A 20,560-nucleotide genomic window follows, 5' to 3' on the forward strand; every position below is an offset into this window, starting at 1 on the left:
CAAAGCGGCGTGAATTTTCGCGCCAGCGTTCAGCCCATGCTTTTCCGTCTGACTAAAAAAGCGATAGCTGCCAATATCACTGCCGGTAAACCCCACAATAAAGGTATAATAACAGCATTGTTTTGTTCTGCCAACCCCGCCAGATTAAACACTAAAGCAGCCAGGGTAAAAACATTAACGGCTAACGCCTTACTTGCACTTAGATAAGCGCCGGCACTTAGTATTGATAAATAATATAGTAAAAGGAAAAAGTAATTGAGGTAGATTTGAGAATGATAATTTATCAAGGCTATCAATATAACATCGCCATAAAAAGCAGTATAATAAAAACGGCTATTTTGCACAAAAGGGAATTCCCTGAGCCTGACTAATATCACATAAACAACCATCAGCCCCAGGAGGGTACCATACCTTTGTGCGTCTGCGTTTTCAAACCTTAAACCGAAAAAGAGAAGCAGAACCAACACTATATTTCTGGCAAACACCAGAAAATTGAATAGCTTTGGACTCAAATTATACCCCCCGCAAACCAACCATTAAATCCATTTTAACAGAGATTAGCCTGACAGTATATATGTTTTCCGTTCAGCCGGTCATGCTGCTCTGAATTTATGCTAATACCAGTACAAAAGAGAAACCCCGTAAACCGGGGTGGGAATAAAAAGTCAAATATTTTCATTTTTTTAACCGCCCAGAGTAATATCCTGGGTTTCATACCACTGCAGTGCTTCATAAAAGTGGTTCTTTTTAAAATCAGGCCATAAATCATCTATAATATAAAAGTCGGAATATATGGATTGCACAGGTAAAAAGCCGCTTAGCCTTCTTCTGCCTCCCCAGCGGACAATCAGATCTATTCTTGATATATCCGATGAGGCAATATGTTCATTAATATTGCGAGTCTTTTTAAAGCTATTTTTCTCAACGGCATTAATAAAATTGCTTAAGTCCCATTTCCACCCGTAATTAACCAAAAAATTAATTTTAATCAAATCTCTTCCAAAGGTCTTCCTTTGTTTAAATTCCAGCAATTCTTTTGGAAAAAGCGGAGAAGAGTAATCACCGACAACCAGCAGGGACGCATCCCGGTTGGCCAGCATTTTTACGGCATCCACGCAAGCTTGTTGAAATGCTTTCTTTTGAACAGCCGGCCTTTTTGTATTGTCCTGAGTGAACCCATAAAAGGTAAGCTCCGGTATACCCAGTTCCACACACATTTCATACAGCATCATACCCGGGTCCAGCCCTTTTTGATAACCGTCCTGTTTGGCCAAACCGTTGTTAACGGCCCACCTTCTATTTCCGTCCGGAATTACTCCGATATGCTTCGGTAACCTTCCAAATTTTGGGCATGTCATATTGCTCCTCCCAAAGCGCAAGTTATGCAATTAATAGCATGCCCATTTTGACGTAAACTATCCACATCGACTAATATTTCCTATAACTCACGATACTTTTAACTGGCCGGAGTTTATTCTTTTAGCGCCCGTTCCAGTATGCGGTACATCCGGTCCACCATAGCGCGCGGGTCTACAGCCAGACCGGCCGCCGCCAGGGCATTGTCGTAAATTTGTTCCGCTGCCAGCTTGGCAAACTCCTCATCTTTCTGCCTGAGTGACTCCAAGCCTTTTATTATTTCATGCCGCGGGTTGATCTCCAGAGCTTTGCCGCCCATTGAGCCAAAATCCTTGTTTACCGCCTGCATTACCCTTTGCATACTGCTGGTCATATAGCCATTAAGATTTATGAGAAGGGCCGGACTGTCGACCAGCCGCTTAGACTCCTTAACTTCTTCCACCCTGTCACCCAAAGTTTGCTTCAACCAGGCTGTCAAGTTGCGCAGCTCCAATCCTTCAAGGTCTTGTTTTTCATCATTAACAGCTTCCTCAGCCAATTCAGGCAGTTCCAGGTCGGCCTGGTCGGCTGAAACCAGTTTTTTACCTTTGTATTCGGCAAGGTTGGTTAATACAAAATCATCCACCGGCTCGTGGGTATAAATTACTTCTATATCCCTGACCCCAAAAGCCTCCAGGTATGGCCCGGCCTCAATCAGTTCACGGCTGGGGCCGTTGATGTAATAGATATTCTTTTGATTTTCCGGGGTCCTTTCCACGTAATCATCCAAAGATATATATTTTCCCGGCTCAGATTTTGATGATTCAAACCTCAGAAGAGGAGCAATATCCTTACTGTAAGTGTAGTCCGAAGCCGCTCCTTCCTTTAGAAAAACCCCAAATTTACGCCAAAATTCATAAAACTTCTCTGTGTTTTCCCTGGCCTGTTCACCCAAAAATTTCAAAAACCGCCCTGTAATAATTTTGCGCAGCTTGGCTATCAATGTGCTGTCCTGCATGGTCTCCCTGGAGATATTGATAGGGATGTCCTCACTGTCGACTACGCCCTTTAAGAAGCGAAGCCATTCAGGCAAAAGGCCTTCAGCCTTCTGCTGAATCAATACTTTTCTGCAATATAAGGAAACCCCCGGCTCTATTTTACCGAAGCCAAAACGTTCCACATTCTCACCGGGTACAAATAACAGCGCGTTAATGGCAATGGGAGCATCGGCAGTAAAATGCAGCTTAAATAAGGCGTCGTCATACGCATTGGAAATAAATTTATAAAACTCAGCGTATTCCTCTTCTTTAATTTCGCTTTTACTCCTGGTCCAAATTGCCTGCACCGCATTTACCTTTTCCTCATCCAGCATAATGGCAAAGGGGACAAAATTGGAATAGCGCTGAACTATTTTTTTAACAGTTTCTTTTTCGGCAAATTCATAGGCGTTCTCCTTTAACACAAGGATTATAGTCGTTCCCCGCTTCAATCCTTCAGCTTGATTAATTGTAAAACTGCCCACACCGTCCGAAACCCACTCGTACCCTTCGGATCCGGGCAGATAAGACCGGGTAAGCACCCTGACTTTTTTAGCCACCATAAAGGCCGAATAAAAACCTACACCAAACTGTCCGATCAGGTTAAGGTCTTTTTTATCCGCATCTACCAATTGATGAAAAAAAGACTTTGACCCTGAGTGAGCAATAGTACCCAGGTTTCTCACCAGTTCATCCCTGGTCATGCCGATTCCGGTATCGGCAATAGTTAATATTTTATCCTTCTCATTGGGTTCAATGGTTATTTCGTAAGGTAAATCGGGGTCAAGCATGTCCTTTTCGGTGATGCTTTGATACCTTATTTTTTCCAGAGCATCGGCAGCATTAGAAATCAATTCCCGCAAGAATATCTCACGGTCGGTGTAAAGAGAGTTGATCACTATGTCCAGCAACTGTTTTACTTCTGCCTGAAATTCCAACGTTTCATGCCCGTTAACCACGTTATCCTTCTCCATATTTCCAACCTCCTAGAACCAAACTAAGCTCAAATTTGTTAGCACTCTTTTTAGATGAGTGCTAACTTAAAAGTACAACGAAAAATCATTTTAAATCAACCGCGACTAGATTTAAAGTCAGTTAATTATTCCCCCATTATCCGAATTATCTCCATCTCTCTTAAATTTATATACTAAAAGTACTTTCAAGATTTGTTTTTCACCCCGGGTGTGCTGTCCAGCCAATGCAGAACAGCGGCTGTAGTAACACCGTAGATAATAGCGCCTATAAAGTGCGAAATTTGTGTATTTGGCCCTGTCTGATCTAAATGAGGAACTTTGAATAATACCGGAATAGCGAAAATTATAAAACTAGCGATAAATCCGTACAACGCGCCTTTGATTAGGTACCCCCTTGAAGTAATTTTTATAAGTATAAAAGAAAAGATTATTCCTAAAAAACCGGCCCATAATACCTGTGTGATTAATGACACTATAGTTTCATATATGTTTTCAGGGGGTTCGCCATAGATCATCATAGCTGCCCAGTCAAGGTAACGAAATGAGCCAATCTGCAAAAAATGATAAGAGATCAAGTCCCACACATCCATAATTATACCGCCTATGATCCCGGCTATCGCTCCCCTAAAAGTTCTGTCCATAGCGCACCTCAACATTTTAATATCTATTAACTTGCTCAATTTATCTTTTTTTATAACTTTTCCTTGAAAATGTCTTTTAAAGCAACCTATGGAAAAGAGCTCCCCATTTAATTATTGTGTAAATTTATCCATAACTTATATAGGCAACAATTTTTTAAATTTAGACTTCGCAGTGAAATCATGCTTCAATATTGACACATCGATTAATTAATTGTAATATTAATATATTACAAATTCTATATGTGGGTGATAGGGATGATCAATATGTCAGGAATAAGCAAAAAGGCCAATTTCATCTGTTCCAGAAATACCATAGACGGCGTTTATCCACCTCTGATACTTGCTCTGCAGGCCCGCAGAGCCGGGGCAGACACCATGATCTTCTTTACCTTTGACGGCATAGATGTGATAAGAAAAAACGGAGCAAAAAAAATAAAATATTATCCCAACGGAATGCTTGGCGCAATTCCAGGCGTTCCCGGCGTATCGGCAAGAATGATTACCAAGCTGGCCGAAGACCGGGCCGGAGTGCCCAATATTGAAACCTTGCTGGAAATGTGCCAGTTGGAAGGGGTAAAGTTTCATGCCTGTTTAATGACTTTGCAGATCATGGACATCAAAAACGAAGAGTTAATTGAGGGTGTTGTAGTTTCAGACGCCGCGAGCTATATTAAAACAGCTATGGAATCCAATGTCAACCTTTTCATTTAAAGCTTGGCAGCTATCACATATATTTAATTAAAATTGAAAAATATATAAACATTGCAGGCTTATTGTAATGGCCTGTCTTTTTTTATTTTATTTTCTGACTGTGACAATTTCAAAAATGATTGATTTTTTTAAATATATTTATTAATATAAGTATATAATATTTTTTTATCAATTTTAATAACTACTATTTATCATTTTAGCCCCTTTTTAATAAGAATAGTTTATCGGCAGGTGAGCGCTTATTAAATTACATAAAGTTCAGCAAATTTTAAACGCGGAAATAATTGCCGGAGAAACAATGCTTGACCTGGAAGTTAATTCCGGTTTCGGTTGTGACCTAATCAGCGACTCCCTATGCTTTTCCAGGCCAGAGTGCCTTTTAATTACCGGGCTGACCAATATTCAAATCATTCGAGTGGCAGATATGATCGAAGCCAAGGCCATAATGTTTGTCCGGGGTAAAAAACCGGCAAAAGAAATCATCCAACTGGCTGAAGAAAAAAAGCTGCCGTTACTGGTGACAAACAGATTTCTTTTTGAAAGCTGCGGGCTATTGTACCAGCACGGCCTGCGCAGCTCTTGACAGCGTTGGAGAGTGATAAAATTTGAAACTGGAATTTAAGGTTCAGGGCATGGATTTCACCAGGGGCGGTGAAGCAGCCGCCAAGATAAAAAAAGCCCTGCAGCTTGTCGGCATGGAAATTGAAACTATTAGAAGAGCAGTTATTGTAGCCTATGAGGCCGAGTTGAATATTGTCATTCATGCCAGACACGGCAACCTGGTTGCTCACATCCACCCCAACCGGGTAGAAATTGAAGCCGTTGACGAGGGTCCGGGCATTCCGGATATTCCCCTGGCTTTACAGGAAGGATACTCCACCGCCCCGCCCCACATCAGGGAAATGGGTTTCGGCGCAGGTATGGGCCTGCCCAATATTCAACGCTGCTCAGATGAATTGCATATTGACTCGGAAGTTGATTCAGGCACTACGTTAAAAGCAATTATTATCAATAGAAACCGTGGTGAATGAAATGCTAAAATACTTTCATTCGGTTATGCTGGACCAGGAAAAATGTAAAGGCTGCACCAACTGTATCAAGCACTGCCCCACCGAGGCGATCAGGGTACGCGAAGGGCGGGCCAGAATCATTGAGGAGCGCTGTATTGATTGCGGCGAATGCATTCGTATCTGCCCCAACCGGGCCAAGCTGGCTATCACCGATTCCCTGGAGCGGCTGAAAGACTTCAGCTATACGGTTGCCCTGCCCGCTCCCTCCCTATACGCGCAGTTTGGCCCGGCTGTAATGCCCCATAACATTTTGGCGGCGCTGCTGGACATTGGGTTTAACGACTATTACGAAGTTGCCGTAGGCGCTGAAATTGTCACTAACTGCCTGCGTAATTATTTACAACAGGATAAACCCAGGCCTTTGATCTCTTCGGCCTGTCCCGCAGTTGTGAGGTTGATGCAGGTACGTTTTCCCGGATTGCTTGACCATGTTGTTTTAATCGACACCCCCATGGAGGTATCGGCCCGCATGGCCAGGGAAAAAGTTATCCGGGAACATGGCTGCAAAAGTGAAGAAATAGGCATATTCTTCATCACCCCCTGCCCGGCCAAGGTTACAGCAATAAAACAGCCTTTTGGCAGCCGCTCCTACGTTGACGGGGCTATTTCCATGTCCTCTATTTACGGCGAGATTCTCAGCCGGCTGGAATCACCAGCCACCAATATTGTCCCTGGCGGCTCCCCCGCCATCGGTGTGGGCTGGGGCCGAGCCGGAGGAGAAAACCACGGCATTAAGGACCGTTCCTTGCTGGCAGTAGACGGAATTCACAATGTTATCAATGTCTTTGAGGAAATCGAGCGCGGTGGACTCAGGGACATTGATTATATTGAAGCACAGGCCTGCACCGGAGGCTGCATAGGGGGTCCGCTGGTTCCCCAAAACCAGTTTGTTTCCCGGGTGCGCATGGAAAACCTGGTCAAAAAACTGAGCCAAAATGATTACCACTGCCCGGAAATAGACTGCAACTATGATTTTTGCGAACTGCCGGGGCCAATATTACCCCGCCCCGCGTTAAAGCTTAGCAATGATATTGACCAGGCCATCAGTATGCTCGAACAGGTAGAAAAAATCACTTCCGATTTACCCGGTTTGGATTGCGGTTCCTGCGGCTCTCCCAACTGCCGGGCCTTGGCTGAGGACATCGTACGAGGCTACGCTGAAACTTCTTATTGTGTATTTAAATTAAGGGAAAAACTACAATGCCTGGCCAGGGAAATAGTGGACCTGTCTCACTTGCAACCACCTGCAATGGGGCGGGAAGCGGCAAAAAGCGACAAGGAGGGCGCCAAACGATGAAATTGTGGGACAAAATTATTCAACAACTTGAATTAACCCTACAAGCCGGTCCCCTGTCGAACAACAAAATCCGAGGCGCTTTTTGCGGTGACCTGTTAAGCGACGTCCTGGCCAACGCGTCCCCCGGCGACCTGTGGGTTACCATTCACCACCACCGCAACATTGTGGCGGTAGCATCCCTGGTTAACCTTTCAGCGGTAATAATTTCCAATGACCGAATCCCCGACCCTGATACCGTGGAAGCAGCTATTAAAGAAGGGATACCCGTTTTTACCACTCCTCTTAATAATTTTATAGCCAGTGGAAAATTATTTGTTATTTTATCAGATAATTCGATAATTTAAATGTAACAATAATATGTTATATTTAAGGTTTTTTTTACCCTTAACTCTGCTAAAATCAATCCACAGAAAAAAATTTAGCAAGCATAATAAAAATCAGGAGGTTGGAAAGATGTCACACAGTTGTTCATGTCACGCTCAGTTTGGCCAGGAACAGTTATCAGAGATTGAAAAACTGCTGGAGCCATACAGCGGAGATCCCGGCAGTTTGATCCAGGCGCTGCACAAAGCTCAAAACGTGGCAGGGTATCTGCCCAGGGAAGCACAGGTGCTGGTGGCCGAAAAACTCAATGTTCCATTAACGAAAGTTTATGGAGTGGTTTCCTTCTACTCTTTGTTTACAACTAAACCAAAGGGCAAGCACAAAATACATGTGTGCACCGGAACAGCTTGCTATGTTCGCGGAGCCAGCCAGCTATTAAATAAGCTGGAGGATGAATTACAGATTAAACCCGGTGGTACAACCGGGGACGGACAATTTTCCGTTGACGTGGTGCGCTGTCTGGGCGCTTGCGGGCTTGGCCCGGTGGTAACAGTGGATGAAGACGTTTACGGCCGAGTAAATAACGGGAAACTCGATGATATTTTATCCAAGTACAGCAGGGAGTGACCAAATTGGAGGAGCTTTCCCAGCATTTACTTGATGTGGCAGTTAATTCTCTGGAAGCCGGAGCCACCGAACTAACAATTAATATCAACGAAAATATTCCAGCCAATACATTGCAAATTGAGGTGGCCGATAACGGCCCCGGCATTTCCAGGGCGGATGTGGCCAAAGTTAAAGACCCTTTTTACACTACCAAACATAATAAGCGGGTTGGACTTGGTATACCGCTATTTATGGAGGCAGTTGAGAGATGCTGCGGCTCTTTTGAGATTAAAGCCCAACCACGACAAGGCACAGTTGTTACCGCCACTTTCCCTCATAATCACCTGGACCGGGCCCCACTGGGAGATGTGGCGGGAACCCTTGTTACCCTGCTTGCTGCAAACGATTCAATAGACTTTTTTTATAACCATCTATATAACAACCGGTCATTTTCTTTTAACACCAGGGACTTTCGGGTTTTGCTCAGAGACATACCGATAAAAACCCCGGAAATTATGGTGTGGCTAAAAAATTATTTACACAACAACATTCTGAAATTGAGGAGGGAAAGAAAAGTTGAAGAGTTTAGAAGAACTGGATAAATTACGTGACCGTCTCCGGCAGGAAATGAACATCAGGGACAAGGACCACGATGTCACCATAACCGTAAGCATGGGTACCTGCGGGATTGCCGCCGGCGCCAGGGAAATCGTCAAAGCCCTGTTGGAGGAATTAAAACAGCAAGGACTGAATAATGTGGCGCTTACCCAGACCAGCTGTGTCGGCCTTTGCCAGCATGAACCGCTGTTGGAGGTAGCCAGGGGACCGGAAAAAACCACCTATGTAAATGTTGACCGGGAAAAGGCCAAAGAAATAGTTCGCAGGCACCTGGTGGAAGGCACTATAGTAGAAGATTGGACAGCACCGAAAAAGTAATTTGATAACTAACCGGTCATATCTTGTTAGGCACAAGGAGGAAAAATAATGGAAATGTATAGGTCCCACGTGCTGGTTTGCGCCGGCGCGGGCTGCATCTCTTCGGCCTGCAAATCGGTACAAAGCGCACTCCAGGAACATATTGAAAAAACAGGACTGGAAAATGAAATCAAAGTTGTGGAAACGGGTTGTATGGGACCCTGTGATCTGGGTCCGGTAATTATGATTTTCCCGGACGGTGTATTTTACCGTAAATTAAAGCCCGAAGACGCGGCGGAAATTGTCAATGAACACCTGCTCAAGGGCAAAGTCGTAACCCGGCTGTTGCACCGGCCGGTGGGCAGCGAGGAACGGGTCGCCGACTTTGGCCAATTGGAGTTCTTTAAACGTCAAACCAGAATAGCTTTACGCAATACCGGTATCATCAACCCGGAATCCGTTGAGGAATACATTGCCCGGGACGGTTACCGGGCCCTGGGAAAAGCCCTTTCGCAGACAACTCCCCAGCAGGTTATTGACGCCGTAAAGGAATCCGGCCTGCGGGGCCGAGGCGGGGCCGGTTTTCCCACGGGTTTGAAATGGGAGTTTACCGCCCGTGCCAACGGTGATGCCAAATATGTTGTTTGCAATGCCGATGAGGGCGATCCCGGCGCGTTTATGGACCGCAGCATTTTGGAAGGCGACCCCCATTCGGTATTGGAGGCAATGGCCATTTGCGGCTATGCCATCGGTGCTTCCCGCGGCTACATCTATGTCCGGGCGGAATACCCCCTGGCTGTGGACAGGCTGGAAACAGCCATTAATAAAGCACGTGAATATGGTTTGCTGGGTGATAATATTTTTGGCACCGGGTTTAATTTTAATATTGAAATCAGGGTGGGAGCGGGAGCGTTCGTCTGCGGTGAAGAAACCGCCCTGCTGGCCTCCATCGAAGGGCAGCGCGGCGAACCACGTCCCAAGCCGCCCTTTCCGGCGCAGGAAGGTCTCTGGGGTAAGCCGACCGTCATCAACAACGTTGAAACCTGGGCCAACATACCACCCATTATCTTAAACGGGGTCGCCTGGTTTGCGTCAATCGGAACGGAAAAAAGCAAGGGCACCAAGGTTTTTGCCCTAGCGGGCAAGGTTAATAATACAGGACTGGTTGAAGTTCCCATGGGCACTACGCTCAGGGAGATTATTTTCGACATCGGCGGAGGCATACCTGACGGCAAAAAATTTAAGGCGGTGCAAACCGGAGGGCCTTCAGGCGGCTGCATACCGGAAGAATACCTTGACACACCGGTGGATTATGATTCTTTAAATAAGCTTGGCACCATTATGGGTTCCGGCGGGATGATTATCGTCGACGAGGACACTTGCATGGTTGATCTGGCCAAGTTCTTCCTGGAATTTGTACAGGAGGAGTCCTGCGGCAAGTGCGCCCCCTGCCGGATTGGCACCAAGCGCATGCTGGAAATACTGCAGCGGATAACCTCCGGCAACGGGCGCGAAGGTGATATAGAGCTGCTGGAGGAACTGAGTCAGGGCATTAAAAGCTCAGCTCTTTGCGGCCTTGGACAAACCGCTCCCAATCCCGTGCTGAGCACCCTGCGTTATTTCCGCCATGAATACGAGGCGCATATTAACGATAAAAAGTGTCCGGCCGGTGCTTGCCAGGCACTGCTCACCTATTATATTAATCCGGAAACCTGCCGGGGCTGCGGCCTGTGCGCTAAAGAATGCCCGGCCGGAGCCATCACCGGGGAAAAGAAAAAGCCGCACGTTATCGACCCGGCCAAATGCATTAAGTGCGGTTCCTGCCAACAAAAATGCAAGTTTGATTCGATTATCACCATTTAAATAAAAGGGTCGGGGAATGCCCCCAACTTATCAATGTACCCAATTATATCAGGGTAAAATGGAGGAATTAGTTATGTCACAGGTCAGCTTAACCATTGACGGTATAGAAGTCCAGGCAGTTCCCGGCACTTCGGTGCTGGAAGCCGCCAAAAAAGCGGGTATTAAAATACCAACCCTATGTTATCTGGAAGAGATTAATGAAATCGGCGCCTGCCGCATTTGCCTGGTAGAAGTCCAGGGAGCCAGAACCCTGCAGGCCTCCTGCGTCACTCCGGTGGCCCCGGGCATGGTGGTGCGGACCAACACCCCGGCCGTCCGGCAGGCCCGCAAACTGAACCTGGAACTGATTATGTCCAACCACCCGCAGGAGTGTTTAACCTGCCCCCGCAGCACCAATTGCGAGCTGCAGCAACTGGCCTCGGAATTGGGCATTACCGAGATCAGATTTTCCGGCGCCAACCCTTCCTATGAACCGGACTTCTCCAGCGCCGCCCTGGTGCGCGATCCCCGCAAGTGCATCCTGTGCCGCCGCTGTGTCAGCGTTTGCGAAAAAGTTCAGCAAGTTTGCGCTATTGCCCCACAGGAACGCGGCTTTAATACCATCGTCGCGCCGGCGTTTCTCGAGCCACTGGGCGATACCGCCTGCGTAAACTGCGGCCAGTGCGCCCTGGTCTGCCCAACCGCCGCCATCCACGAAAAGGATCAAACGGCTGAAGTTTGGGCGGCCCTGTCAGATCCCGGCAAACACGTTGTGGTACAAACCGCTCCGGCTGTTCGGGTCAGCATCGGGGAAATGTTCGGCCTGGAGCCGGGCAGCGTGGTCACCGGGCAATTGGTTGCAGCTCTAAGAAAACTGGGCTTTGATAAAGTTTTTGATACCGACTTCACGGCTGATTTAACCATTATGGAAGAAGGCAGCGAACTGCTGCAGCGCATGCAAAACGGCGGACAGCTTCCGCTGATCACCTCCTGCAGCCCCGGCTGGATTAAATTTATTGAACACTTTTATCCCGGATTGCTGCCGCACCTGTCCACCTGCAAGTCGCCCCAGCAAATGTTCGGCGCCCTGGCCAAAACCTATTACGCTGAAAAATCGGGCATCGACCCGGCAGATATATTTGTCGTGTCAATTATGCCCTGCACCGCCAAAAAATTCGAAGCCGGGCGGCAGGAAATGAACGGCAGCGGCTGCCAGGATGTCGATGTGGCACTTACTACCCGGGAATTGGGCAAAATGTTAAAAGAGGCGGGAATAGACTTTAATTCGTTGGCGGAGGAAGATTACGACCACCCCCTGGGCATCTCCACCGGGGCCGGGGTTATCTTCGGCTCCACCGGCGGCGTGATGGAAGCAGCCCTCAGGACAGCCTATGAGCTGGTTACCGGGCAGGCCCTGCCCGCACTGGATTTTGAGGAAGTGCGCGGTTTGGAAGGGATTAAAGAAGCGTCCGTGGATTTAAATGGGACCGTTTTAAACGTTGCGGTAGCCCACGGGCTGGCCAACGCCAGGGAAATGATGGAAAGAGTGCAAAACGGCAAACAGTACCACTTCATTGAAATCATGTGCTGCCCGGGCGGCTGTATCGGCGGGGGCGGACAGCCCATACCCACCACCAGGGAAATCCGTGCCCAAAGAGCAGCCGGCATCTACAGCGCGGATAAAAGTATGGAGCTGCGCAAGTCGCACGAAAACCCGGCAGTCCAAGCGTTATACAAAGAATTTCTGGGTGAGCCGCTGGGTCATCAATCCCATGAGCTGCTGCACACCCACTATACGGCCCGTAAGAAATATTAATTGCCAATCGAAGCGGCGTAGACAATCTCAACTTTAAGTAACCCCCCAACCCCCAATAAAAGGCCTCCGGATTACTCACAAGCGTGATTAACGGAGGCCTTTTAATTTTTTAGCTAAAAGGGTGATGCTGAGATTGTTATACAGGATAATCAATAGGGGTATTGTTTTAAAAGCCTATAGGGTGTCAGTACCACGTCTCCGTGACACTCCCAATTTAATACCGTTGAAATTAATATGAAATGCCGCTATTAAGGAACCAATTAAGTCTGCAATCATATCTAAATTTGTATCAATTAAACCTTGTTGATTATGTATAGGCGGGTTAACCGTTATGTCTACAATGAATTCCAGGAGTTCAAAAATTGTACCAATACCAATACCCAACAGAGTTACGTATAAAAAATTGCTTGTTCTTGAAATAAATGAAATATCCATAAAATTTTTAATGGCTGAGTAAATAAAAAGGGTAACAGTATATGTGCCAAATACATGCAGATAGTTGTCAAAAGCAGCTGACTCTAAATAAAGGTTAAAGTATTTCCCCCCCAAACTATGCGCAATTACAACAAGTGCAAGGCAAATATGTATGTAATTGCCAACATTAAAAGAGTACTTTTTGCCAAGGAAAATATAACCGATAAAAAGAACAGTGACAAAAAGAACTTCACCGGCATTAGTTATTTTTTTGTCGATAGCTAAGGCAGCAATCGTTATAAATTGTATGATGATAAAAATATAATTTGTAAAATTCCTAATTACTGCTTCCATTAATAATTTCCCCCTTAAGCCTTTTGCTAATTTTTATAAGGGACTTTCTTAGCAAAATATATTAATAAGTGTCAAAATTAATTGTAGCGGCCTCATTTATTTCCGCAATTATTTTATCCAAATCAATTGCGTATTTTTCGCATACCTGCTTCAGGGTTAAAAGAGAGTCTCACAACAACTACAAACAGGCGGTCTGTGAGCGCAAATTCCAACAAACCCCCCCCACCCATTACGTGAATAAGGCCAACCCATCCTCTGAGTATACACACCCTTACTGTGAGTATGTCATCAGTTTATTTACCAGAAAAGCTTTATTTAAGCGCTCTACACAGGGCGCTTATTTTGGTTACCAGTATAAATCAGTCTTAGCAATAATGCTTCACCTTTTACTTTGGAGCTATCAGGTAAAATGGATAAAAAATAGCAAGGAGGGTGGAATCAGGTCGCAAACCTTTAAGCCAGCTTACATATCATCTTCCAATGAGCAATAGAAAGTGGCTGATTACGAATGGAAATTAGTACTGCACAAAATCCAAAGGGGGGAATAACTTTATGCTGGATTTGTATGAGAACCTTGCTTCTCAGATAAAATGCCCTACAGATCACCTTGACTTACTCAAATCAATTATCCCTGGTAAACTGGTGCCGATTTTGCTATATTGTAGTACTTGGTCAACGCCCAAAGACATAGCAAAAGAACTCGGGTTACCTTTGGAAAAGATTGAGCTCGACATAAATAAGCTTTTTAAGGACGGAATGATATCCCGTAATAAAAAATATTTTAAAACGAGGAGCTTTTATGGCATCATTAATACCCTTTTGGGAGAAGGAAAACTGGAGCAGTTAGCTAATAGAGATAGGGCAAAAATCGTAGATTTTTATATGCAATCGAGAATACAAATTTATGACAGGTATATAGATCAAGGCCGTTTAAAGGCATCTTCAAGAGTACTAACAACAGGCGAAGCTCTTAAACATCATGAACATTTACATGCTGCCGGCAGCTCCGCAATAGTCACCCAGGATGAGGCATATAATATTTTAAATCGAGCTAATAATTATGCACTGGTTTCATGCTCATGCCGCTTAACCTTCCGGAATTGCCATAAACCAATTAATACATGCATTAATCTAAACGAATCTGCCAATGAATTGCTGGAACGGGGAATAGGTCGGCAAATAACGTTGGAAGAGTGCCAGGAGATTTTAACTATTGCAGACAGAGAAGGGTTGGTCCACATAGCTATCTCCGCTCCCGGCCAATCAGACTATGCTCTTTGTTCTTGCTGCAGCTGCTGCTGTCACGACTTACAAGCTTTACTAAAATACAATCGTTCGAACTGGGTTCAAAAAGCGAATGTGATTGTTCAGGATGACCCTCAAAAATGCATTAATTGTTTTAATTGTGTTGAACGTTGTGTTTTTGGAGCCCGGAAAAACATAAATGAGCAATTAGTTTATAACCCGGAATTATGTTACGGATGTGGGCTTTGTATAACATCTTGCCCTGCTGGCGCTATTACTTTAAAAAAACGCTAACTGTCTAAAAAAATCCTCATGGAATATCCAAAATGAATAACAACTGACACAAGGGCGGGCGGAGAGGTTACTGTGCCATTAACAATTTCCTCCAAACCTCTTTTTGCCAAGCATTTGCAAATATTATTATGTGCATTTTCCGGGGACTCAATTTTCAATTTATATAATTTTTACATTTGTGTTACTATATTAACATACTGTTCATCAAGTTGGTAAGCCCGCTAACCTTTTACTTTAAGGTAAAACGGGCTTTTTCTATAGCGTGCTGCTTAATGCGATATATGAATGTAATATGTATATGTATTGAGATCTTATTTATACTACTCTGATTATTTCCTCAACCTCACTTATTTTTATGCCCCTTTTTTTCAGTTCACCAAAAAATGGCTCGGGTTGAATACATTGTTCAGGAGCAAGCACACCCTTTTGTTTAATCTCCCCCCCGGCAAGCAACTGCGCCCCAATTGAAGCAGGCCATTCTGTGGCATCGCAAAGATCAGCATTTATGACATAGGTATATTTAGCAGTTGAATTATTTTTATCTCCCACCACCTCTATAATTAACGAACCGTAACCCGGTGTAGGTAATGATTTTAATACTCTTTCCACCTGATAACGCGTCTCTTCTGCCTCCATCAGGGTATGAAAGAATTCCATTGCGAAATCCCTTGGAGCTATTAATGTCTCATTAATTTTTATTGGAGTCATGGAAAAAAGTCCAAGTTTAACTATTTGATTTATTGTTTCTTGGACAATCAAAGGATAAAGCGATCCCCTAACTGTGACCGTTTTAACACCTTGTATAAACATTGGCAGGGTTATGTGTTCCGAATGACCAATATAGGGGACTTCCACCAGACCGAAGGGATCAGGGAACCTAACTGATTTTTTGCCCTCTTTTACGGGTGAGATTAATTCATATTTATTATCAATAAAAATCGGGATCTTACCATCCAGTGCGTGAAAAAAATGAAGAGCGACAGCATGTCCACCAGGCCCGGCCCCTGCAATCCATGAAATATTGATTGTATTTACCCGGTCTAATTTCCCAGCTGCATAACTAACACATACATTGCTCAATCCAGGGGTAACCCCCAAGCCAATTATAACTGGTATTCCTGCCTTTTTTGCCTCGTCATGAAACTTAAAGGCCTCTTTGGTTGAATCATAATCGTCATTAATATCAACGTAAGGCACTTTTGCATCAATTGCTGCTTTTATCGTCTTAACACCATAGCTATAAAACGGACCAATAGCACTAACCACAGCATCTGCACCCTTAATTGCTTCAACCAAACTATTATGATCATCGGCATCAACAAATTGTACAGATACTTTTGTTCCACTCGTATTGAATTCATTGGCAAGTATATGAGCGCCATCAATGTTACAATCTGCTATAACAACTTCTGATACACAGCTTTTGATTAGATCCCTTACTATCCCAGAGCCCTCAAAACCAGCTCCACCAAAAACGACAATTCGCATCTAAAAAAACCTCCTCTAAATAATTGTATTTTTCGACAATACTAGCATGTATAGCCTTAAACTGTTGGCTTGTACTTAAAAATTTTTTTTAAGTTAAAAATCTCTCAAACAATAGAAAATTAGAATTTAATTATAAATAATGATGTTTTGTATTTATTTTATTATATACAAATGTTGAATCAAATTGAATCAATGGCATTTTTACAAAAACAGATGAACACTATGTACAATAATCATGTTTATACTATTTAAAACTCCGTATAACTACGGAAATTGAAGTCTTGCTATCTGCATTTCGATGATTAACAAAAGTACGATAGCTTTAAAAAAAAATGATACACGGACATTTTTGCTTCAGTATCTTAGTTATATATGTAATATTTTCTAAACATTCTTATGGTAGCAATTGTCAACCATATGTAGTAATATATAGTAAAATTATATGAACTTGAATTTGGCAAAAGATTATGGAATATATATCATTATGTATTTTTAAAGGGGGAAATACCGATGATAGAAAACCAAGTCAGCCGTTCCGCACTAATGGCCGCCTATATTCGAGCCTATCATTCCCTTCACGACGAACCCAAAATTTTCGATGATTTTTTAGCCCACCTCATAATGCCAGAAGAGAGACAAGAATTTATCGAACAGGGCCTGGTAAATTCTCTCCAATTTATTGATCCTGAACGTACAAAGCTATGTCCGGATAAGTCAACCGCATTGGCGTGGTTGGTACAAACTGTGCTGCCATCATCCATAATGCTAAGCCGCGCACGGTATACGGAAAACAGGCTTAAGCAGGCTGTCAAACAAGGGATACGACAGTATGTGATCCTCGGGGCGGGTATGGATACCTTTGCATTCCGACAGCCGGAGATGTTAGACCAGCTTCACATTTACGAGGTTGACCATCCCGCCACACAAACCTATAAGATCCACCGTCTCGTTGAGTTAGGTTGGGAAGCTCCCACTCAACTGCACTTCGTTCCGGTGGATTTCACGCAGGACAGTCTAGCAGCAGCACTAACGCACTCATCATATAACCCACAGGTTAAAAGCTTCTTTAGCTGGCTGGGTGTTACTTATTACCTGCCCCGCGATGCGGTGTTCGCCACGTTTCGTACTATCGCCGGTATCGCCCCTGCGGGCAGTACAGTCATCTTTGATTATTTGGATACCGATGCATTTATCCCCGAGAAAGCGGCAAAATACATGCAAATATGGTTGGATAGCGTGCGGCGGGCGGGTGAGCCACTAAAATCGGGCTATGACCCATCCATGATCGCTGCGGATCTCGAAGATCAAGGTCTACGCCTCCATGAGAATTTAAGCCCAGCCGAGATCGAAAAACGCTATTTCCATGGACGAATGGATCAATATCATGCGCTGGAGCATGCGAACTTGGCATGTGCAGTGGTCAAATAGAGTTCCGCGTTTTCTACGTTTGCAAGCTGTTTTTGCGATAGCTGAATGTAGCTTACAATACCATTGGCATCACCCCAAAAAAAGAAAAACTCCGTATATTTACGGAGATGTAGTGTCTATTTTCCGCCGGCATGCATGGGACTCGGCAAATATAAAGGCCTGGTGAATCATTAATGATTCGCTAAGTATTTATGCAAAACGCCTTCTCCGCATTAGGCAAACCCAGGCTCTAGGCGGGTTTGGGCGGTTAGATCCAAAATGGCTTGAAACGAGCGAAAGGATTTCGAAGTAGGGCTCCACAGAGTTAATAATATCTTTGGCAGTACGCTGCGGTGGACCCGGGCCATCACGTTGTTCATCAGCGTTGCCAACAATACTTAGCCACAGGCCATCTTTTTCTAAATAGGCAGCGACATTTTCAGCGAAGCTCTTTCGTTCTTCATCCGAATTTAATGAATGAAAACAGCCTCTATCAAACGCAAAGCCAAATGGCCCCCCTTCAATTTTGTTTATAAGAAAGTCAATCACAATAAAGGTACATTTGACATTAGCTTTCGAAGCTTCCTCTATAGCCTTTTGTATTGCAATTTCCGATGTATCAATACCTATCACATCAAAGTTTTTCTGGGATAGCCAGATGGAGTTATTGCCAGTTCCGCATCCTATATCCAGTGCTTTACAGGGTTTTATGTCCATCGTAGTTGCAGTCTGAATAAGGTTAAAATCAGGTTTGCCAATATCCCAAGGAGTATCGCCTGCTTTATATCTTTTCTTGTAACGTTCCTCTATCATCATCTTGTTTAAACCTCCTACACACATAACGTGTTCTTCAGCGGTGCACCACTTGCCGCGAACCCGCTGATTCAGTGTCCGGGCTCAATTTTACTCGGGTTCCATCTTTCAAGGCATCCTGGTGGGAATCGCCTGGACATCCACTGGAACAAATTGTTAGGCCTTTCTTCTATCCACTATTATACTTTGTAACCTAATTATTGCAACATATAAATGTAATATGCGAAAAGGATGGGAGGATTTTCACTAGCTTTGGTAGTGTCGATTAGTAAAACCCCCTGCTATTTTGTTGATTAAGAAATATGAAACAGAGCTGTCGAAACAGCTCATCTGTTAATCATCAGCCAGGGTGTTGAGACCAAACCTTTCGGCTTATTCATAAATGGTATAGGGAGGCCTTAGAAGCTATCAACTCAACTGTTTTTCCAAAGCCAACATCACCGCTTCTAATCAGTTCAATTACCTTTTGCTGAGATCGATCAAGTAACTAGAAGACCTGGAGCCGACAAAATCCATCTACAATCTGGTTCGGTAATGTATAATAGTGTTAACTCGGCAACGAAAGGGGTTTGATTATGGGTCCGGAAGAATACTTTACGGAAGGGAAAAAAGATAATTACCTCCCTGCCAAAGCCGGCAGGATGCCCATCCCCGTAAACCCCGTGGTGTACGCCGCATTACGTGCCATATACGCCGGCGGTCCGGGCTGTCGCTGGAAGTCAGACTCCTACGGGAGGCCCTATTATTCTTACCAGGCGCGGGACGGGCAGATAAATATTTTTTTCGACCCGCCCTACCCCCCATATCAAGGCTATATGCCCTGGTCAAGCAGGGACATGGAAAAAGCCGCAGAGTTACCTAAACTACACCTCAGCCCGCGTTGGCAATACATCTACATGGGAAGCATCAGGGAAGCGGTACGAAATCTGTCCGTTGAAACAGCCGATGTTTTCCTGATCCTAATGGCCGAGATATCCCGTCTGCACGATCCCCGGTACGATACCGCCATGATACGGCTGGAAGACATTGCTGCCTACAGGTCGGTAAAAATCAGACACGGCAGTGCTTCCAACCTTTACCGGGAATTCAGGGATGAGATTTTGAGATTGGCGGATTTGCGGCTTACGATGAGGTGGCGCGACTATAAAAGGGGCGGCAATTTGATCTTCGGCAGGGAACGGGCCGACAAGCTGCTGGATATTGTTGACATTGAGTACAAGCGGGACGACACCCGGTGGACTTCTGTCAGTATCCGCTGCGGTCAAGCGTTGGCCGGCTTTTTAAACCCGGACGGTTTGAGATGGGTGGGGTATTACAGCCGAGCGTTACTTCAATTAAACCCCTACAGGGAAGGAATTGCCAAAAAAATGGGCACCTACTGGATAATGATTGGTGTAACGGCGGGGAAAAGGGGCGAAAAGCCACGGGCAACCCCATCTACCATCCTTGATTTTTGCGGTGAGAAAGTAAACTGGCGCAACCCCGGGCAAACGGTTGACACCTTTATCAAGTCGCACGAACTGCTCCGGGGAATAGGGATTCTGGAAGAAACACCGGTTCTGGAACCGCCCGACAGGAATAAAGGTTATTTTAAAAAATGGCTGCAGACTCCTTTAGCGGTCAAGCTTTCGGATAACCTCTGGAGGATAGAAGGCAAAACCAATAAAAAAGTGTTAACACGCCACCGAACACCTTTAAATTGTCAAGTTCCCGGCAATGCGGAAGAATTGCAGACCACCCCGCACCTGATCCGGCAATTCAGGTCGGTTTTCGGGATCCACCAGGAAGAACTCGCCCGCTCAGTGAATGTTGCCAGGCAGACCCTTTCCAATTATGAACGCTGTCGGCGAAAACTTCCCTACGAGGTAGCCGAACGAATCCTGGCGGTCTGGGAGCGCAAATCCAGACAAAATCATACCCACCGACCTGATCAAAGGGCGCAGCTAACTAATTCATAAATATCTGGAGTTGTCCCCT

The 20,560-nt window shown here is 44.9% G+C and carries 20 protein-coding genes; 13 read left to right on the forward strand and 7 right to left on the reverse strand.

The genetic code is table 11. The features are described from left to right. Window positions 1-29: 29 nt before the first annotated feature. The 4 genes from BM056_RS11690 to BM056_RS11705 all read right to left on the reverse strand — a co-directional run bounded on the left by BM056_RS11690 (window position 30) and on the right by BM056_RS11705 (window position 3,936). Window positions 30-512 (reverse strand): hypothetical protein, encoded by a 483-nt coding sequence (locus BM056_RS11690; RefSeq protein ID WP_092471599.1) that lies wholly within the window; start codon window positions 510-512, stop codon window positions 30-32. Between the two features lie 171 nt (window positions 513-683). Continuing rightward, a complete protein-coding gene (gene uppS / locus BM056_RS11695) occupies window positions 684-1,358 on the reverse strand; it encodes a polyprenyl diphosphate synthase (protein ID WP_092471600.1) in 675 nt (224 codons plus the stop codon). 113 nt (window positions 1,359-1,471) lie between these two features. After that, complete coding sequence (gene htpG / locus BM056_RS11700) at window positions 1,472-3,346, reverse strand: molecular chaperone HtpG (RefSeq protein WP_092471601.1); 1,875 nt, start codon at window positions 3,344-3,346, stop codon at window positions 1,472-1,474. Between the two features lie 185 nt (window positions 3,347-3,531). Beyond that, a complete protein-coding gene (locus BM056_RS11705; RefSeq protein WP_238456434.1) occupies window positions 3,532-3,936 on the reverse strand; it encodes a hypothetical protein in 405 nt (134 codons plus the stop codon). A 315-nt stretch (window positions 3,937-4,251) separates the two neighbouring features. On the opposite strand from BM056_RS11705, the gene BM056_RS11710 reads away from it, so the two are divergent. The 10 genes from BM056_RS11710 (at window position 4,252) to BM056_RS11755 (ending at window position 12,568) form a co-directional block, all read left to right on the forward strand. Then, entirely contained in the window at window positions 4,252-4,698 is a 447-nt protein-coding gene (locus tag BM056_RS11710) for a DsrE/DsrF/DrsH-like family protein (RefSeq protein ID WP_092471603.1), read from the forward strand. Between the two features lie 265 nt (window positions 4,699-4,963). Further along, entirely contained in the window at window positions 4,964-5,281 is a 318-nt protein-coding gene (locus tag BM056_RS11715; protein WP_274377544.1) for a DRTGG domain-containing protein, read from the forward strand. 22 nt (window positions 5,282-5,303) lie between these two features. Beyond that, complete coding sequence (locus BM056_RS11720; RefSeq protein WP_092471605.1) at window positions 5,304-5,729, forward strand: ATP-binding protein; 426 nt, start codon at window positions 5,304-5,306, stop codon at window positions 5,727-5,729. A gap of 25 nt (window positions 5,730-5,754) precedes the next feature. Then, on the forward strand, window positions 5,755-7,065 hold the full coding sequence (locus BM056_RS11725; protein WP_238456436.1) for a [Fe-Fe] hydrogenase large subunit C-terminal domain-containing protein: 1,311 nt from the start codon (window positions 5,755-5,757) through the stop codon (window positions 7,063-7,065). After that, complete coding sequence (locus BM056_RS11730; RefSeq protein WP_092471607.1) at window positions 7,062-7,409, forward strand: hypothetical protein; 348 nt, start codon at window positions 7,062-7,064, stop codon at window positions 7,407-7,409. Before BM056_RS11725 ends, BM056_RS11730 begins: the two co-directional genes overlap by 4 nt. A 109-nt stretch (window positions 7,410-7,518) precedes the next feature. Beyond that, complete coding sequence (locus BM056_RS11735) at window positions 7,519-8,016, forward strand: NADH-quinone oxidoreductase subunit NuoE family protein (RefSeq protein ID WP_092471608.1); 498 nt, start codon at window positions 7,519-7,521, stop codon at window positions 8,014-8,016. A 5-nt stretch (window positions 8,017-8,021) separates the two neighbouring features. Further along, window positions 8,022-8,597 (forward strand): ATP-binding protein, encoded by a 576-nt coding sequence (locus BM056_RS11740; protein ID WP_165613493.1) that lies wholly within the window; start codon window positions 8,022-8,024, stop codon window positions 8,595-8,597. Further along, entirely contained in the window at window positions 8,572-8,931 is a 360-nt protein-coding gene (locus BM056_RS11745) for a (2Fe-2S) ferredoxin domain-containing protein (protein ID WP_092471610.1), read from the forward strand. Before BM056_RS11740 ends, BM056_RS11745 begins: the two co-directional genes overlap by 26 nt. A 48-nt stretch (window positions 8,932-8,979) precedes the next feature. Further along, window positions 8,980-10,773, forward strand: a complete 1,794-nt coding sequence (gene nuoF, locus BM056_RS11750) for an NADH-quinone oxidoreductase subunit NuoF (RefSeq protein WP_092471611.1) — start codon at window positions 8,980-8,982, stop codon at window positions 10,771-10,773. A 73-nt stretch (window positions 10,774-10,846) separates the two neighbouring features. Beyond that, window positions 10,847-12,568: an NADH-dependent [FeFe] hydrogenase, group A6 gene (locus BM056_RS11755; RefSeq protein ID WP_092471612.1), complete on the forward strand. Its 1,722-nt coding sequence runs from the start codon at window positions 10,847-10,849 to the stop codon at window positions 12,566-12,568. 174 nt (window positions 12,569-12,742) lie between these two features. Here the strand turns inward: BM056_RS11755 and BM056_RS11760 are convergent, their stop codons facing one another. Further along, window positions 12,743-13,336, reverse strand: coding sequence for a DUF2238 domain-containing protein (locus tag BM056_RS11760; RefSeq protein WP_092471613.1), 594 nt, complete (start codon window positions 13,334-13,336; stop codon window positions 12,743-12,745). Between the two features lie 552 nt (window positions 13,337-13,888). Between BM056_RS11760 and BM056_RS11770 the strand changes: the two genes are divergently transcribed. After that, complete coding sequence (locus BM056_RS11770) at window positions 13,889-14,875, forward strand: ATP-binding protein (protein ID WP_092471615.1); 987 nt, start codon at window positions 13,889-13,891, stop codon at window positions 14,873-14,875. A 315-nt stretch (window positions 14,876-15,190) separates the two neighbouring features. On the opposite strand, the gene BM056_RS11775 is transcribed toward BM056_RS11770, so the two are convergent. Further along, a complete protein-coding gene (locus BM056_RS11775) occupies window positions 15,191-16,363 on the reverse strand; it encodes a saccharopine dehydrogenase family protein (RefSeq protein ID WP_092471616.1) in 1,173 nt (390 codons plus the stop codon). Between the two features lie 510 nt (window positions 16,364-16,873). Between BM056_RS11775 and BM056_RS11780 the strand changes: the two genes are divergently transcribed. After that, complete coding sequence (locus BM056_RS11780) at window positions 16,874-17,791, forward strand: class I SAM-dependent methyltransferase (RefSeq protein ID WP_092471617.1); 918 nt, start codon at window positions 16,874-16,876, stop codon at window positions 17,789-17,791. A gap of 189 nt (window positions 17,792-17,980) precedes the next feature. Here BM056_RS11780 and BM056_RS11785 read toward each other — a convergent pair whose 3' ends face one another. Further along, complete coding sequence (locus BM056_RS11785; RefSeq protein WP_092471760.1) at window positions 17,981-18,583, reverse strand: class I SAM-dependent methyltransferase; 603 nt, start codon at window positions 18,581-18,583, stop codon at window positions 17,981-17,983. Window positions 18,584-19,158: 575 nt separating this feature from the next. Between BM056_RS11785 and BM056_RS11790 the strand changes: the two genes are divergently transcribed. Next, on the forward strand, window positions 19,159-20,541 hold the full coding sequence (locus BM056_RS11790) for a helix-turn-helix transcriptional regulator (protein WP_092471618.1): 1,383 nt from the start codon (window positions 19,159-19,161) through the stop codon (window positions 20,539-20,541). Window positions 20,542-20,560: the final 19 nt, after the last annotated feature.

The organism is Desulfotruncus arcticus DSM 17038, assembly GCF_900113335.1.
Classification (GTDB): domain Bacteria; phylum Bacillota; class Desulfotomaculia; order Desulfotomaculales; family Desulfallaceae; genus Desulfotruncus; species Desulfotruncus arcticus.

Coding starts and splice junctions, on each gene's coding strand:
- BM056_RS11760 (WP_092471613.1), bottom strand. CDS start 13,336: ATGGAAGCAGTAATTAGGAATTTTACAAATTATATTTTTATCATCATA.
- BM056_RS11730 (WP_092471607.1), top strand. CDS start 7,062: ATGAAATTGTGGGACAAAATTATTCAACAACTTGAATTAACCCTACAA.
- BM056_RS11735 (WP_092471608.1), top strand. CDS start 7,519: ATGTCACACAGTTGTTCATGTCACGCTCAGTTTGGCCAGGAACAGTTA.
- BM056_RS11785 (WP_092471760.1), bottom strand. CDS start 18,583: ATGATAGAGGAACGTTACAAGAAAAGATATAAAGCAGGCGATACTCCT.
- BM056_RS11770 (WP_092471615.1), top strand. CDS start 13,889: ATGCTGGATTTGTATGAGAACCTTGCTTCTCAGATAAAATGCCCTACA.
- uppS (WP_092471600.1), bottom strand. CDS start 1,358: ATGACATGCCCAAAATTTGGAAGGTTACCGAAGCATATCGGAGTAATT.
- BM056_RS11780 (WP_092471617.1), top strand. CDS start 16,874: ATGATAGAAAACCAAGTCAGCCGTTCCGCACTAATGGCCGCCTATATT.
- htpG (WP_092471601.1), bottom strand. CDS start 3,346: ATGGAGAAGGATAACGTGGTTAACGGGCATGAAACGTTGGAATTTCAG.
- BM056_RS11775 (WP_092471616.1), bottom strand. CDS start 16,363: ATGCGAATTGTCGTTTTTGGTGGAGCTGGTTTTGAGGGCTCTGGGATA.
- BM056_RS11790 (WP_092471618.1), top strand. CDS start 19,159: ATGGGTCCGGAAGAATACTTTACGGAAGGGAAAAAAGATAATTACCTC.
- nuoF (WP_092471611.1), top strand. CDS start 8,980: ATGGAAATGTATAGGTCCCACGTGCTGGTTTGCGCCGGCGCGGGCTGC.
- BM056_RS11725 (WP_238456436.1), top strand. CDS start 5,755: ATGCTGGACCAGGAAAAATGTAAAGGCTGCACCAACTGTATCAAGCAC.
- BM056_RS11705 (WP_238456434.1), bottom strand. CDS start 3,936: ATGGATGTGTGGGACTTGATCTCTTATCATTTTTTGCAGATTGGCTCA.
- BM056_RS11755 (WP_092471612.1), top strand. CDS start 10,847: ATGTCACAGGTCAGCTTAACCATTGACGGTATAGAAGTCCAGGCAGTT.
- BM056_RS11710 (WP_092471603.1), top strand. CDS start 4,252: ATGTCAGGAATAAGCAAAAAGGCCAATTTCATCTGTTCCAGAAATACC.